Annotated in this window: 14 protein-coding genes and 2 other annotated features; of the genes, 13 read left to right on the top strand and 1 reads right to left on the bottom strand. The window is 39.1% G+C overall.

Annotation, left to right across the window (positions count from 1 at the left end; all coding sequences use genetic code 11):
* The first annotated feature begins 368 nt into the window (after positions 1 to 368).
* Positions 369 to 610: a binding site (T-box leader), on the top strand.
* Between the two features lie 48 nt (positions 611 to 658).
* Positions 659 to 882, top strand: a binding site (T-box leader).
* Between the two features lie 67 nt (positions 883 to 949).
* The 11 genes from trpE to HRK21_RS13815 all read left to right on the top strand — a co-directional run bounded on the left by trpE (position 950) and on the right by HRK21_RS13815 (position 11831).
* Complete coding sequence (gene trpE / locus HRK21_RS13865) at positions 950 to 2314, top strand: anthranilate synthase component I (protein ID WP_070006737.1); 1365 nt, start codon at positions 950 to 952, stop codon at positions 2312 to 2314.
* The gene (locus HRK21_RS13860; RefSeq protein WP_070006736.1) at positions 2311 to 2916 is read left to right on the top strand and encodes an anthranilate synthase component II; all 606 of its coding nucleotides are present in this window, start codon (positions 2311 to 2313) and stop codon (positions 2914 to 2916) included. Before trpE ends, HRK21_RS13860 begins: the two co-directional genes overlap by 4 nt.
* On the top strand, positions 2888 to 3907 hold the full coding sequence (gene trpD / locus HRK21_RS13855) for an anthranilate phosphoribosyltransferase (protein ID WP_070006735.1): 1020 nt from the start codon (positions 2888 to 2890) through the stop codon (positions 3905 to 3907). The genes HRK21_RS13860 and trpD overlap by 29 nt, the downstream gene beginning before the upstream one ends.
* Positions 3904 to 4662, top strand: a complete 759-nt coding sequence (gene trpC, locus HRK21_RS13850; RefSeq protein WP_070006734.1) for an indole-3-glycerol phosphate synthase TrpC — start codon at positions 3904 to 3906, stop codon at positions 4660 to 4662. The genes trpD and trpC overlap by 4 nt, the downstream gene beginning before the upstream one ends.
* A complete protein-coding gene (locus HRK21_RS13845) occupies positions 4659 to 5267 on the top strand; it encodes a phosphoribosylanthranilate isomerase (RefSeq protein WP_070006733.1) in 609 nt (202 codons plus the stop codon). The genes trpC and HRK21_RS13845 overlap by 4 nt, the downstream gene beginning before the upstream one ends.
* Before the next feature lie 2 nt (positions 5268 to 5269).
* Complete coding sequence (gene trpB, locus HRK21_RS13840; RefSeq protein WP_069888712.1) at positions 5270 to 6472, top strand: tryptophan synthase subunit beta; 1203 nt, start codon at positions 5270 to 5272, stop codon at positions 6470 to 6472.
* A complete protein-coding gene (trpA, locus tag HRK21_RS13835; protein ID WP_070006732.1) occupies positions 6465 to 7238 on the top strand; it encodes a tryptophan synthase subunit alpha in 774 nt (257 codons plus the stop codon). Before trpB ends, trpA begins: the two co-directional genes overlap by 8 nt.
* Before the next feature lie 70 nt (positions 7239 to 7308).
* Positions 7309 to 7746: a hypothetical protein gene (locus HRK21_RS13830; protein ID WP_003736756.1), complete on the top strand. Its 438-nt coding sequence runs from the start codon at positions 7309 to 7311 to the stop codon at positions 7744 to 7746.
* Between the two features lie 84 nt (positions 7747 to 7830).
* A complete protein-coding gene (locus tag HRK21_RS13825) occupies positions 7831 to 9444 on the top strand; it encodes a putative polysaccharide biosynthesis protein (RefSeq protein WP_070006731.1) in 1614 nt (537 codons plus the stop codon).
* Positions 9445 to 9554: 110 nt separating this feature from the next.
* A complete protein-coding gene (locus tag HRK21_RS13820) occupies positions 9555 to 11168 on the top strand; it encodes a putative polysaccharide biosynthesis protein (protein ID WP_070006730.1) in 1614 nt (537 codons plus the stop codon).
* 9 nt (positions 11169 to 11177) lie between these two features.
* A complete protein-coding gene (locus HRK21_RS13815) occupies positions 11178 to 11831 on the top strand; it encodes a phosphatase PAP2 family protein (protein WP_070006729.1) in 654 nt (217 codons plus the stop codon).
* A 38-nt stretch (positions 11832 to 11869) separates the two neighbouring features.
* On the opposite strand, the gene HRK21_RS13810 is transcribed toward HRK21_RS13815, so the two are convergent.
* On the bottom strand, positions 11870 to 12700 hold the full coding sequence (locus tag HRK21_RS13810; protein ID WP_070006728.1) for an NAD(P)H-hydrate dehydratase: 831 nt from the start codon (positions 12698 to 12700) through the stop codon (positions 11870 to 11872).
* A gap of 104 nt (positions 12701 to 12804) precedes the next feature.
* On the opposite strand from HRK21_RS13810, the gene HRK21_RS13805 reads away from it, so the two are divergent.
* Positions 12805 to 13218 (top strand): NUDIX hydrolase, encoded by a 414-nt coding sequence (locus HRK21_RS13805; RefSeq protein WP_003739073.1) that lies wholly within the window; start codon positions 12805 to 12807, stop codon positions 13216 to 13218.
* 74 nt (positions 13219 to 13292) lie between these two features.
* Positions 13293 to 14705, top strand: a complete 1413-nt coding sequence (gene pepV / locus HRK21_RS13800) for a dipeptidase PepV (protein WP_003727355.1) — start codon at positions 13293 to 13295, stop codon at positions 14703 to 14705.
* The last annotated feature ends 4 nt before the right edge of the window (positions 14706 to 14709 follow it).

Raw genomic sequence — 14709 nt, 5'->3', positions numbered from 1 at the left:
TAATCCATCAATAAAAGTTTGTCCAGTGTTTCACGTGAAAAACTTCACAAATTGATAAAGATGGTTGAAAAGTCCTTTTGGAAAAGCCTTTTTTAGTCAATTAGGCATGGTTTATATGAGTGATTTTATCATTGGAATTTAAGCTGGTTATCATTTGAGAAGCTATATTTTATAAGTGTTTTAGGGGAGATGATATTTATTATAATAGAGAAAATAGCATACTTTTTCTGGGGTGAAATATATTATAGGGAGGCAGTTCTTTTTTCTTACTTGTTTATTAATTATCGTTTTGGAACCTTTTTAGTATAAAGTAGTTTTATTTTCTTGACTTTCGTGATTTTCTTATGTAAGATGAACACAAGTAAAAAATGATAGCATTGAAGAAGAGTAAGTAGCATGATGAAAGTTTTTAGAGAGCTGACGGTTGGTGAAAGTCAGTAGCGGACATGATGTGAATGGACTTCTGAGCTCTGATCTGAAAGGATTTTCTTAGTAGGATACAGCGATTAGGCCTTATCGTTACACAAGGCGCCCATTCGGAATTTGGATGGATTAAGTGAACTGTTTTTACAGTTAATCAAGGTGGTACCACGGGTCTCTCGTCCTTGTCTAGTATATTTGCTAGGCTTGGAGAGAGGCCCTTTTTCAATTTTATAAAACGAAAACATGAAACAAGAATAGTACTTTTCATCGATTTTTAAAGAGAGTTAGCGGTTGGTGCGAGCTAATAAATAGATGAAATAGGAATGGGCCTTGTGCGTGATGCCTTGAAATCAAGTAGGGGTGAACGGGAGCTCCCGTTATAGAGCAGCTGTAAAAAAGCAGCACTGAGATAGGGTTTATCCCTAAAATGAGGTGGCACCGCGATAACTCGTCCTCTGAGAAAGCATGATTTTGCGCTTTTTCAGAGGACTTTTTTTATTTTAGTAAAGAAGAAGGGATGATTAAGATGAGAAAAACGAAAAAAATAGATGCTGACACACTAACGGCTATTTTGGCGTTTCAAAGACTTTCTGGTATAGGGAAAAGTTTGCTGGAAGGGGCGGCGAAAGATGCAGAGGCTGGACGTTACTCGGTTATTGCTATTAACCCAGTCCATGAAATTAAAGTATATCAACAGGATTATTATATTGATGGTATACATCAAATTGTCGCAGATCCTTTAAAAGAAATTGAACTATTTATTGAAAAGCCAAAAGAAGATGAAGCAGATTTACCGCTTGATTCAGGTGCAATTGGTTATGTTGGTTATGATGTTATTGCGCTTTATGAAGATTTAGGCGAAATACCAGTAGAAACTCGGGATATGCCAGATATTCGTTTTTATGTATATGAAAGTTTTGTGATTATGGATCATCAGGCCGAAGAACTTATTTTAGTGCAAGATAATTGTTATTCGGGAAGAAGTGAGGCGGAACTAGATAAGGCGCTTGAATTAATGTTTACTGAACTTACAACGCCGAAAAAGGAAGAGCACAAGGCTATCCATGTTCCCAAAATGACATACAAGAGTAACTATACGAAAGAGGAATACATGGAGTTGGTGAAAAAAGCGAAAACCTATATTCAAGAGGGGGACTTCTTTCAAATAGTTCTCTCGCAACGACTAGAAGCAGATTTTACCGTGACACCATTTGATTATTATCGGAAATTACGTTTGTTAAATCCTTCTCCTTATCTTTATTTCATTGATTTTGGGGATACGGTGTTGATTGGATCTTCCCCAGAAAGTTTGATCAAAACGAAAGGACGGACGGTGATTACGAATCCTATTGCAGGAACAAGACGACGCGGGGCGACAAAACAAGAAGATGAATTACTTGCTTCGGAATTGTTAGCGGATGAAAAAGAATTGGCAGAGCACCGGATGTTAGTAGATCTTGGACGAAATGATATTGGGAAAATCGCTGAAACGGGATCGGTGCATGTACCCGTTTACCTTACTATTGAAAGATATCGTTTTTTAATGCATTTAGTTTCAGTAGTAGAAGGAACTTTAAAACCCGGACTGACAGCAATGGATGCTCTTCGGTCGACGCTTCCAGCAGGTACAGTTAGCGGAGCACCAAAAATAAGAGCTATGGAGCGAATCTATGAATGGGAAAATGTGAAACGTGGTCCTTATGCTGGCGCGGTTGGCTATCTAACCAAAAATGGTGATTCGGATTTCGCGCTTTCGATTAGAACGATGGTGCTTCATAACGGAAAAGCTTATGTTCAAGCAGGAGCAGGGATTGTTTATGATTCTGACCCAGAAAGCGAGTACTTAGAGACATTACAAAAAGCGAAGGCACTTTTGGAGGTGGGAGAATGATTTTATTAATTGATAATTATGATTCGTTTACATTTAATTTAGAACAGTATTTAGCGGAATTTAGTGAAGTAGTGGTGAAACGGAATGATGCAACTGATTTAATGGATGTAGCGGCTTTGGCTGATGGAATAGTTCTTTCACCGGGACCAGGAAAACCAAAGGACGCTGGTCTTTTAGAAGAAGTAGTTGCAAAATTTGCGAAAGAAAAGCCTTTACTTGGAATTTGTTTAGGGCATCAGGCGATTGGTGAGGTATTCGGCGGAGAAGTAAAAAGAGCGGCAAAGATCCGCCACGGGAAAGTTTCTACTATGCGGCAAACCGCCGGAGCAATCTTCGCTAATTTACCGGAAGAAATGCCTGTGATGCGTTATCATTCTTTAATAGTAGATAAAAACACGTTACCACCCGTTTTAGAAGTGTTAGCAGTAGCGACGGACGATGCAGAAGTGATGGCAATGAAAGTAAAAGATTATCCGGTTTATGGTTTACAGTTTCATCCTGAATCAATTGGTACGAATGACGGAAAACAAATGATGGAAAACTTTATTCATATAGTGGAAGGGGCGCGAGAAAATGGAAATCTTATTACAAAAAGTATATGACCAAGAAAATTTATCCAAAGAAGAAATGACAATGATTGCAACAGAAATTTTTGAAGGACGACTTTCGAAAACTAAAATAGCTGCTTTTTTAATGGCGCTCAAAGTGAAAGGAGAAACGGCAGAAGAAATGGCGGGAATCGCGCAGGCGATGCAACAAGTAGCCATTCAAGTCGCTTTTCCAGCCGGGACGGCGATGGATAATTGCGGAACAGGTGGAGATAAATCCAATAGTTTTAATATTAGTACCACGTCCGCTTTTGTTCTTGCGGCTGCGGGGATTCCGGTTGCGAAACATGGGAATAGAAGCATTTCTAGTCGTTCTGGTAGTGCCGATGTTTGTCAGGAATTAGGGATTGATATTAATATGCGCCCAGAAGATATGACTTATTTACTCGAAAAAGTCGGGATTGCCTTTTTGTTCGCGCCGCATGTTCACCCGAATATGAAGTACGTTATGGATGTTCGAAAAGAACTTGGAACGCCAACAATTTTTAATTTGATTGGTCCACTCACAAATCCGGTCCATTTAGAAACGCAATTAATGGGAATTTATCGTCGTGATTTGTTAGAGCAAACAGCGGAAGTGCTCGGCCAACTTGGACGAAAACGCGCAGTCGTTTTAAATGGCGCTGGTTTTATGGATGAAGCTTCTCTGGCTGGAGAAAATCACTATGCACTATATGAAAATGGCGAGGTTCACTTATATACACTGCGTCCGGAAGATGTTGGTTTAACTAGTTATCCTCTCGAAGCGATTACGGGCGGAGATGCTAAAGAAAATGCAGCAATTTTGCGTAGTGTGCTTGACGGAGAACCAGGAGCTTACTTAGATACAGTGCTTTTAAATGCCGGATTTGGTTTATTTGCAAATGGCAAAGTGGCAACGGTACAAGAAGGCGTGGATTTAGCAAGAGACTTAATTAAAAGTGGTTTAGCCAAACAAAAATTGGCAGATTTAATTACTTATCAAAAAGAGGTGCTAGCAAAATGACATTTTTAGAAGAAATTTTAGCGCAAAAAGCAGTAGAAATTGCAGACATGCCCTTAGAAAAAGTAGCAGAAAAACGGAAAACTTATTCGTTTTATGAATTTTTAAAAGCAAATACAAGCACGATGCAACTTATTGCAGAAGTAAAACGCGCTTCTCCCTCTAAAGGGGAAATCAATATGGGGGTGAATCCGGTTCTGCAAGCTAAGTCTTATCAAGCTGCGGGTGCAGGAATGATTTCTGTTTTGACAGATCCTGTTTTTTTCAAAGGCTCGATTGAAGATTTGCGAGAAGTAGCGAAAAATGTCGAAATTCCTGTACTTTGTAAAGATTTTATTATTAGTGAAAAACAATTGATTCGTGCTCGAAATGCGGGAGCAACGGTTGTATTGCTAATTATTTCGGCTCTTACAGAAGAGATGCTAATTACCCTGTTTGAACAAGCTCTGGCGCTTGATTTGGAAGTGTTAGTGGAAGTACATGACCAGAAAGAATTAGCTGTTGCTCAAAAAATTGGGGCTAAACTCATTGGTGTGAACAACCGTAATTTGCATACATTTGAAGTGGATATTGCAGTAAGTGAAAGACTGGCGAGTGATTTTTTGTCAGATGCTTGCTTTATAAGCGAATCAGGTTTTCGAACAGCAGAAGATGTGGCTCGTGTTAGTCAAAAATATAATGCAGTACTTGTTGGAGAAGCGCTAATGAGAGAAGCGACTCCAGAAGTAGCGGCGAAAAGTTTGAAGGTGACACGATGATTGTAAAAATTTGTGGATTGAAAAAAGTGGTAGATGTAGCGGCTGCGGTCGATAATGGCGCAGATATGATTGGCTTCGTTTTCGCAAAAAGTAAGCGCCAAGTCACCGTGGAAGCGGCGCACGAACTAGCTAAAGAGATTCCTGAAGGTGTCAAAAAAGTCGGGGTATTCGTTAATCCTACTGAAGAAGAGTTAAAGGTAGCAATCAAAGGTGTGCCATTAGACATTGTTCAACTTCACGGACAAGAACCTGCGAAACAAGCAAATCGCACAGATGTAGAAGTAATCAAAGCTTTTCCTGTGAAAGACGGGAAACTTCCTACCAATATAAATGACTATCCCAATGCTTATATCTTACTCGATGCACCAGCAGAGGAATACGAAGGGGGCAGCGGAAAAACATTTGATTGGGAGAAAATAAATAGGGACATGCTTACGAAAAATAAACTAATTATAGCTGGCGGATTAAATGCTCAGAATGTACAAGAAGCCATTAAACGCTTTGAACCATATGCAGTAGATATTTCCTCTGGCGTAGAATCAAACGGGGAAAAAGATCCGGAGAAAATTAAATGCTTCATTAAAACAGCAAAAGGAGTGGAATAATAATGACTTATCAAGCACCTGACGAAAATGGCTTTTACGGAAAATTTGGCGGCAGATTTGTACCAGAAACATTGATGAAAGCAGTGAAAGAATTAGACGAGGCGTACCGAGCTTCCAAAACAGATCCTGCTTTTCAAAAAGAATTAAACTATTATTTAAAAGAATATGTGGGCCGAGAAACACCACTTTATTTTGCTGAACAATTGACAGCACATGCGGGCGGAGCAAAAATTTATTTAAAACGCGAAGATTTAAATCATACTGGCGCACATAAAATCAATAATACTATTGGGCAAGCCTTACTCGCACGTCAAATGGGCAAACAAAAAGTAGTGGCAGAAACTGGCGCAGGACAACATGGGGTGGCGACTGCAACGGTTGCAGCACTTTTTAATATGGAATGTACTATTTTTATGGGAGAAGAAGATGTAAAACGCCAATCACTCAATGTGTTTAGAATGGAACTTCTTGGTGCAAAAGTAGTGAGCGTGAAAGCAGGAAGCAGAACATTAAAAGATGCAGTAAATGAGGCACTCAGATTCTGGGTTGCCAATGTGGAAGATACGCATTATATTATGGGATCCGTTCTTGGACCGCATCCATTTCCAGAAATTGTTCGTGATTACCAAAGTGTTATCGGAATAGAAGCTAGAAAACAGCATTTGGAAAAAGAAGGCAAACTTCCTGACGCGATTGTTGCTTGTGTTGGTGGTGGCAGTAATGCGATGGGCTTATTTTATCCATTCGTAGACGATGTTTCTGTTCAAATGCATGGGGTAGAAGCAGCAGGGCACGGTTTAGAAACTGAATTCCATGCGGCGACTATTTCCAAAGGAGAAATCGGGATTTTGCACGGAGCGATGATGGACGTTTTACAAGATGAGAATGGGCAAATTTTGGAAGCATTTTCGATTTCAGCAGGTTTAGACTATCCAGGTATTGGTCCGGAGCATAGCTTTTTCCGTGATTTAGGTCGTGCGGTGTATCATTCTGTTACCGATGATGAAGCCGTTGAAGCGTTTCAACTTTTATGTCGTACGGAAGGAATTATTCCTGCGCTCGAAAGTTCGCACGCGATTAGCTATGCAGTCAAACTTGCAAGCCAAATGCGTCCAGAAGAAAGTATGGTTGTTTGTTTATCTGGTCGCGGCGATAAAGATGTTAACCAACTAAAAGAACGCTTGGAGGGACAAACTAATGACTAAAACATTAACGAATAAACTAGCGAAAAAAGACCACGCTGCTGTAGTTACTTATATTATGGGTGGCGATGGTGGCTTAGATAATTTAGAAGAACAGTTATTGTTTCTCGAAAAATCTGGCGTAAGCGCGATTGAAATTGGTATTCCTTTTTCTGATCCGGTTGCTGATGGTCCGATTATTCAACTTGCTGGGTTACGTGCTTTAAAGGAACAAGTGAGTTTAGAAGCCATTTTAAATAAATTAGCAAGGAGTAAAGTGCAAATTCCACTAATTATTATGAGTTATATTAATCCGATTTTTCATTTAGGTATCCCGAAATTTGTTGAATTGGTGCAGAAAACGCCGGTGAAAGGGCTTATTATTCCTGATTTACCATTTGAGCACCAAATACTGATTACGCCAGAACTTCAAGGGACAGATATTGCACTTATTCCGCTTGTTTCATTGACAAGTCCGAAAGAGCGCCTCGAAGAAATTGCCAAACAGGCAGAAGGATTTATTTATGCAGTAACAGTGAACGGAACTACCGGTGTGAGAAGTGAATTTGATGCCCATATCGATAGCCATTTAGCTTATTTGAAAAGTGTTAGTCCTGTTCCAGTTCTTGCAGGTTTTGGTGTTTCTTCTATTGAACATGTGGAGAAATTTGCGCGAGTATGTGATGGCGTGATAATCGGTAGTAAAGTTGTGCAAATGTTACATGAAGAAAAAACGACAGAGCTAGGAGCGTTTTTACAAAAGGCCGCAGAAGTTCGAATCGAAAACTAATTACTACTTACAATTTCTCTTTAAATATGGTAAAGTCTGGTGTATAGAATGTTAAAGAGGAGTTGTAAGAATGTCTGTTGAAGTTAAACCAGAGCATGCTAGAATGCTCAATAACACGAAGAATGTCACACTTGGAATAGCGATTGTATCGACTATTCAAGCAGTATTAAGTGCAGTCTCTATTGTAGGTCTTGTTGCGTTACAACAAAGAAAAGAAGTACTTGCTAATGCACATGCCACTGCGGTCGTTCAAAATACGATTATGACGACTACCATTATGGCAGTTATTTGTATTGCGTTTACGATTATGTTATTTCTTTCTTTTAACAAACTTAGAAAAGGCATTATAATTACGCCGCTTGTATATTATTTATACGCTGCTTTTACTATTCTCGGTGTTATTTTATCGATGATTAATAGTGGTGTGAACTTTGTTTCACTTATTTTACCAGCAGTACTACTTGCTTTAAGTGTAACTTGTATTTTAAATCTTAGAAGAATGCGATAAAAGTAGTAGTGTAAGAATGATTTTTACATAACCCAATTTAACAGACAGACTTAAAAGAAAAAATCAATCGAGGTAACAGAAATTATGAGTTCAAAATTAATGCGAGGAACGGCTGTGCTTACCGCTGGGACATTGCTTTCAAAAATCTTAGGGATTTTATATGTCATTCCATTTTACTGGATTGCCGGCGGGGAACAAGCAACGATTCTCTATCAATATGGGTATGTCCCTTACCAAATATTCTTAAATATCGCGACAGCTGGAGTACCTTTAGCAGTTGCTAAATATATTTCGAAGTATAATTCGTTAAATGAATATGCTTTAAGTCAGCGATTGTATAGATCTAGTACGTATTTAATGATATTCACAGGGATTGTTAGTTTTTTAATAATGTATATTTTTGCTCCGATACTCGCGGGGATGCAAGAGGTCAGTGGCGGAACGAGTATTGAAGATATTACGACGGTTATTCGCGCAGTAAGTTTTGCATTACTTATTATTCCAGTAATGAGTTTACTTCGTGGTTATTTCCAAGGATTTCATTCGATGGGACCTTCTGCTGTGTCGCAAGTAATTGAACAAATAGCAAGAATTGTATTTTTACTTGCTAGTACGTATATTGTCTTACATTTAATTGGTGGAAGTCTTGTTACAGCGATGAGTTTAGCGACTTTTGCAGCTTTTGTCGGTGCGTTTTTCAGCTTTATTTGTCTCATTTGGTATTACCGGAAACGGAAGCCGGGTATTCAAAAAATGATTGCTGGCAGTGACAATAAGTTGCGCGTTTCGACTTTTCATCTATTAAAAGAAATTTCGATATCTGCGGTGCCATTTATTATTGTTGGAATGGCGATGTCGCTTTATCAGCAAATTGATTTATTTACGTTTGCTCGTGTTTTAACCTACGATGGTATGGACGGAAAAACAGCGGAAGATTTGCTTTCAATTTTTAACTTTTCTGTTCAAAAAATTATTATGATACCGGGAACGTTAGCCTTGGCGTTTTCGATGACACTTGTGCCTTTAGTAGCAGCATCTTTCCATAAAGGGAGAATGCGGGAAGTTCATCATCATTTGACAGCCGTTTTCCAAGTGTTACTATTTTTAGTTGTGCCAGCTTGTTTAGGAATTGCGATTTTAGCGGATCCGCTTTATACGATTTTTTATGGTTATAATGCAGATGGTTCGGTGTTACTTCAGTTCTTTGCGCCATTTGCCATATTCTTCTCGTTATTTAGTGTAACAGCCGCGATTTTGCAAGGAATTGATGAACAACGGTATACGGTTCTTAGCCTCTTACTTGGTTTACTGACGAAATCGGTGTTACAAATGCCATTAATTTTACTTTTAGGAGCAAAAGGTGGCGCATTAGCTACGGGACTTGGTTATATTGTTTCAGTAGTGTTCACCATTTTTATTATTAAAAAATATGCGAAGTACTCGTTTAAATATTTACTTAGACGTCTTTTACTTATTTTAGGAATTAGCGCAGTGATGCTTCTGAGTGTCTGGATAATTTATCATGGGTTAATTTTATTTTTAAATCCGCATGCAAGATTAACGGCGTTAGTCATTGTTTTTGTTGCCGCGGGATTTGGTGCTTATATTTATGCATTTTTAGCTGCAAAAGCTGGGCTATTAAACTATATTCTAGGGAACCGAATGTATAAAATTCGTAAAAAACTTCATTTGATTTAAACTTTTTGTAAAGAACAAGCCGATATTTATTTGGGTTTGTTCTTTTTTTTTAAAAGAGTTAATGGTAAAGTAAACAAGGATATATAATTTAATGTAAAGGAAGTTAGACGATGGGTTCAAAACTGCTCAGAGGAACATTTATTCTGACGCTAGGGACATTAATCTCTAAAGTGCTCGGAATATTGTATGTGATTCCGTTTTATGCGATTATTGGAGGAGATGAACCAGCGCTTCTATATAATTTCGGTTATGTGCCGTATCAATTATTCTTAAGCATTGCGACTGCAGGGATTCCGCTGGCTGTTGCTAAGTATATAGCGAAATATAATGCGATGGAAGAATACGCTGTAGGTCGCCGTTTATTTAAAACCGGTGTATATTTAATGATTTTCTCCGGCATTGTCTGTTTCCTAGCAATGTATGGACTCGCTCCAACGCTTGCTCGAATGCAACAACTGGAGGGCGGTTATAGTTTAGCAGATGGGATTCAAGTTATTCGTGCAGTAAGTTTCGCCTTACTAATTATTCCAGTAATGAGTCTACTTCGAGGCTTTTTCCAAGGATATAATTCGATGGGACCTTCTGCTGTATCACAAGTGTTAGAACAAGTTGTTCGGATTATGTTCTTACTCGCTGGAACATTTATTGTCATGTATGTACTTGATGGAAATGTCGTAACGGCTATTAGTATTGCTACTTTCTCCGCGTTTGTCGGCGCTTTTGCAAGTCTACTTTTACTTCTTTGGTATTTTTACAAACGAAAACCCGGGCTGGACCGAATGCTTTTAGAAGACAGAGGGACTGTGAAGATTTCTATCCCGACACTTTATAAAGATATTATTCTTTCGGCGATTCCGTTTATTATTGTTGGATCCGCTACATCCCTTTATCAATTGATTGACCAGTTTACGTTAGGACGGGTACTGGAATATATTGGCATTACTCCGGAACTAGTGAATTCTTACGTGGCAATTATTAACTTCGATGTACAAAAATTGATTATGATTCCCGGCACACTCGCGATTGCATTTTCGATGGCGCTTGTCCCACTCGTGACGGGAGCTTATGTGAGAAAAGAATACGCACAAGTGAAACGTCAACTCAATGATGTTTTTCAAATTTTATTATTTTTAACAATTCCAGCTTGTTTTGGGATTGCGATGCTAGCAAGACCGCTATTTACGGTGTTTTTCTCGCCAAGTGATAACGGTACAGCATTACTACAACTTTTTGCGCCAATCGCTATCTTGTTCTCTTTATTTAGCGTATCTGCTGCAGTCCTTCAAGGGATTGATGAACAACGATTTACTGTACTTGGTTTATTACTCGGTTTACTGGCTAAATCAGTTCTTCAAATGCCACTCATTATGTTATTCGAAGCAAAAGGATCCATTATTGCAACTGGGATTGGTTATGCGGTATCTTGTATTTTCATGCTGCTTATTATTAAGAAATATGTTCGTTTTTCGTTCAAAGTTATTTTGCGGCGAACGGTACTTTTTTTGGGAATGACAGCTTTGATGGGGATTGTAGTTATGGTACTTTATAGTATGATGTCTAACTTTGTAACAACAGACCGGAAAATTCCTGCATTAATGATTACAATCGTTTGTGGCGGAATAGGGGCGATTTTCTACGGTTATATGGCACTTAAACTCCACTTATCCGATAAATTATTTGGACCACGTGGAACGAAATTGCGCGAAAAATTAAGAATTCGCTAGGAGGAATATATGAAAAAAACACCATTTATTATTAGCGGTATTGCTCTCCTTGGATTTATTTTCTTTATGATAGGCGTTATGACCGGGGCAAAGTGGATTCAACATTTTGACCAATATTGGAACAGCGTTATCCGTGTAGGTATAACGGATACTAAAACAACTGTTATTTCCTATTTAACGGATATTGGCGGGGTAGCTACCATTTGTATTTTAACAGCAGTCATTGTTGTTGGATTTGTTTTCATTCGAAAAGTAGATATGGCGATTTGGTTTGGTGGTATTGTTTTAATTGGTGGGGCGCTTATTCCTTCGATTATTAAAAATATCGTTCAGCGACCAAGACCTACGTATAAATTAATCGAACAAGGTGGGTTTAGTTTTCCAAGTGGACATTCGACCGGTTCAACGGTATTTTATGGCATGATTGCTTTCTTGTTAATTCTATACGTGAGCCGTAGATGGCTCCAGTTTGTAATTGGCATGCTGGCTTTTGGTCTGGTTATTTTCATCATGTATTCGCGCGTTTACTTAGGAGTGCACTTTCCAAGCGATGTGGTGGCAGGATTCTTAATCGGCAATGCAGCACTTTTCAGCGGCATCGGATGCTACTTCATTTGGAATGAAAAATTAGCTTTATGGGCGAATAAATTTAAAAAAGCATAGAAAAAAATCCTCTCTTTCAAAAAGGGAGGATTTATTTATTAAGCATGTTCGTCTGTTTCGCTAAAAATTTTCAAGTAAGTCGGCAGTTCTTCGGCTATTTCTGTTGGAAGTACCACATAACGTTTTTTAGCTAAAATTTCGCCGATATAGCTGTGAAGGAAGACCGCGGCTAGTATGCCAGTGATCGGTTTTTCTGTTTGTGCCATTAGTCCGCAAATTGCACCTGCAAGTGTATCACCCATTCCACCTGTTGCCATTGCAGGGGTTCCGTACATATTTTGCCAAGTGGACTCACCGGAATACACTTTTGTACGATGGCCTTTTAAAACAATCGTTGCATCGATGGCAAGCGCCACATCGGTTGGCGTTACAGCATCTGGCGCTAATACTTTAAGCCGTTCCCATTCTCCTGCATGAGGCGTAAAAGTTAGTTTCGCGGCAGGATGGGGATTTTCTCCCTTTGCATAAATAGTAATGCCATCACCATCTATGATTACTTGTTGCTGTTCGGTTGATTGTTGTAAAACTAAACGAAAAAGTTCTTCCGCATAGGCATCAATTCCAAGTCCAGGACCAATTAATATCGTATCAAATTGACTGATTTGTTCCCTAAGACTCGAGATATTTTCATAATCAATAAACATGCATTCAGGTATCCTTGTTTGAAGAGCAGGACGGTTGACACTATCGGAGGCCACGGTTGTTAAACCAGCACCGCTTTTGACACAAGCTTCTGCTGCCATAATAGCAGCGCCACCAAATTGTTTGTTTCCAGCGACAATCAGAACACGCCCATAGTCACCCTTATGTGTTTCATCTTCGCGTTTTGGAATCCATGCGCACATTGCTTTTGGTGTTATTTTTTTCATTTTTGTAAAACCTCCTTATGACACTGGCTTTTATCTACTCAACCGGGTAAAATAAAGGACAGATAAATCATGTTTATCTTAAATGATAAGGAGGCTTTTGTAAAATGAAACCTATATATCCTGCAGTAAAAGCAGTTATCGTAAAAGACGGAGAATTTTTAGCATTAAAGAAAAAAGGGGTAGAAGGAGATGTTTTTGAACTTCCTGGAGGTCGCATGAATTACGGTGAAACCCACGGAGAAGCCCTTTTTAGAGAAGTTTATGAAGAAACAAAATTACAAGTACAGCCATTTATTTTATATGATACGTGGGAATTTTTCCATGAGGACTTCCAAATTACCGGTGTTATTTATTTAGTAGAAATGCCAGAAGGTGGCGAAATCGAATTATCCGATGAACACGAAGAATACCGCTTTCTACCATTAGAAAAAGAAAGTTTAAACGTCATGGATATCGTTTTTTCTTCACGCATGGAACGCTGGGATTTTGAAGCAATTAAAGGTTTTATGAGAAAATAGGGAGTTCCGGCTTCCAAGCAACGTAAAAACAGTTTACAATAGAGAAGATAAGTTTGAAGGAGGGAATAACAATTATGACAGAAATTAATTGGCAAAAAGAAGTAGAATCACGTAAAGATGATTTCTTAGAAGATTTAAAAGGGCTTCTTCGCATTCCGAGTGTTCGCGATGACAGTAAAAAAACAGAAGATGCGCCGTTTGGACCAGATGTGAAACGCGCGCTCGACTATATGATTGAACTTGGTAAAAAAGACGGCTTCACAGCGAAAGAAGTTGGAAACGTCGCAGGACACCTTGAATATGGTCAAGGAGAAGAACTAGTTGGCGTTTTAGGCCATGTGGATGTAGTACCAGTTGGTGATGGTTGGACGAACGGACCATTCGAACCAACTCTACGCGACGGCAAGCTATACGCTCGTGGGGTTGCGGACGATAAAGGCCCAACAATCGCGGGTTACTATGCACTAAAAATTATTAAAGAGCTAGGTTTACCACTTTCTCGCCGTGTTAGAATTATTGTCGGTTCTGATGAAGAGAGCGGTATGAGCTGTGTAGAACGTTATTTTGAAACGGAAGAACAACCAACACTTGGTTTTGTTCCTGATGCAGAATTCCCAATCATTCACGCAGAAAAAGGAATCTCAGAGTTAGATGTATCTTTCAAAGATGGTGAAGCAAGCGGGGAAGCGGCTTTCCGTTTACTTAGCGTAGAATCAGGCGAACGTTACAACATGGTTCCAGATCACGCGACAGCTATTTTAGAAGATGTAAAAGACTTTGATAAAGTAGCGAGTGCATTCAAAACCTTCCTAGCAAACCATCCAGTAGAAGGAACACTAGAAGAAAACGGTAAATCCGTTAAAATTAATATTGTCGGCAAATCTGCGCATGCGATGGAACCGAATAACGGAGTAAATGCTGGTCTTCATTTAGTAGCCTTCCTTGGTAAATTCAAGCTAACTGGCGCTGCAAATGATTTCGTGACATTTGGTCGCGATTACCTATTCGGCGATTCCCGTGCAGTGAAATTAGGTATAAGCTATGAAGATGAAGAAAGCGGCGAGCTAACAATGAATGTTGGCGTTATTCGTTACGATGTAGCAGAAGGTGGGAAATACGGACTTAATTTCCGTTATCCAGTAACAGCTAATATGGACAAATTGAAAAATAAAATGCAAACAGTGGTTTATGAGTACAACGCGCAATACACGCATTACGAAGATTCCAAACCACTTTTCGTACCAAAAGATCATCCGCTAATTCAAGTTTTACAAGAAGTATATACAAAACAAACGGGTGAAGAAGCTACTTTACTAGCAATTGGTGGCGGAACTTATGCGCGTCACATGGAGACAGGTGTAGCGTTCGGCGCACTATTCCCAGGCCGTGAAGACACGATGCACCAAAAAGACGAATTCAGTTATTTTGATGATTTGTTAAAAGCTACAGCAATTTACGCAGAAGCACTTTACAAATTAGCGAAGTAAGGGT

This window comes from Listeria monocytogenes (genome assembly GCF_013282665.1).
Lineage (GTDB): Bacteria > Bacillota > Bacilli > Lactobacillales > Listeriaceae > Listeria > Listeria monocytogenes_C.
This window is presented reverse-complemented; position numbering and strand designations above follow the sequence as displayed.

Bases quoted from the DNA above. Each gene is read 5' to 3' on its own strand.
- trpE (WP_070006737.1), top strand. From the start codon at position 950: ATGAGAAAAACGAAAAAAATAGATGCTGACACACTAACGGCTATTTTG.
- HRK21_RS13860 (WP_070006736.1), top strand. From the start codon at position 2,311: ATGATTTTATTAATTGATAATTATGATTCGTTTACATTTAATTTAGAA.
- trpD (WP_070006735.1), top strand. From the start codon at position 2,888: ATGGAAATCTTATTACAAAAAGTATATGACCAAGAAAATTTATCCAAA.
- trpC (WP_070006734.1), top strand. From the start codon at position 3,904: ATGACATTTTTAGAAGAAATTTTAGCGCAAAAAGCAGTAGAAATTGCA.
- HRK21_RS13845 (WP_070006733.1), top strand. From the start codon at position 4,659: ATGATTGTAAAAATTTGTGGATTGAAAAAAGTGGTAGATGTAGCGGCT.
- trpB (WP_069888712.1), top strand. From the start codon at position 5,270: ATGACTTATCAAGCACCTGACGAAAATGGCTTTTACGGAAAATTTGGC.
- trpA (WP_070006732.1), top strand. From the start codon at position 6,465: ATGACTAAAACATTAACGAATAAACTAGCGAAAAAAGACCACGCTGCT.
- HRK21_RS13830 (WP_003736756.1), top strand. From the start codon at position 7,309: ATGTCTGTTGAAGTTAAACCAGAGCATGCTAGAATGCTCAATAACACG.
- HRK21_RS13825 (WP_070006731.1), top strand. From the start codon at position 7,831: ATGAGTTCAAAATTAATGCGAGGAACGGCTGTGCTTACCGCTGGGACA.
- HRK21_RS13820 (WP_070006730.1), top strand. From the start codon at position 9,555: ATGGGTTCAAAACTGCTCAGAGGAACATTTATTCTGACGCTAGGGACA.
- HRK21_RS13815 (WP_070006729.1), top strand. From the start codon at position 11,178: ATGAAAAAAACACCATTTATTATTAGCGGTATTGCTCTCCTTGGATTT.
- HRK21_RS13810 (WP_070006728.1), bottom strand. From the start codon at position 12,700: ATGAAAAAAATAACACCAAAAGCAATGTGCGCATGGATTCCAAAACGC.
- HRK21_RS13805 (WP_003739073.1), top strand. From the start codon at position 12,805: ATGAAACCTATATATCCTGCAGTAAAAGCAGTTATCGTAAAAGACGGA.
- pepV (WP_003727355.1), top strand. From the start codon at position 13,293: ATGACAGAAATTAATTGGCAAAAAGAAGTAGAATCACGTAAAGATGAT.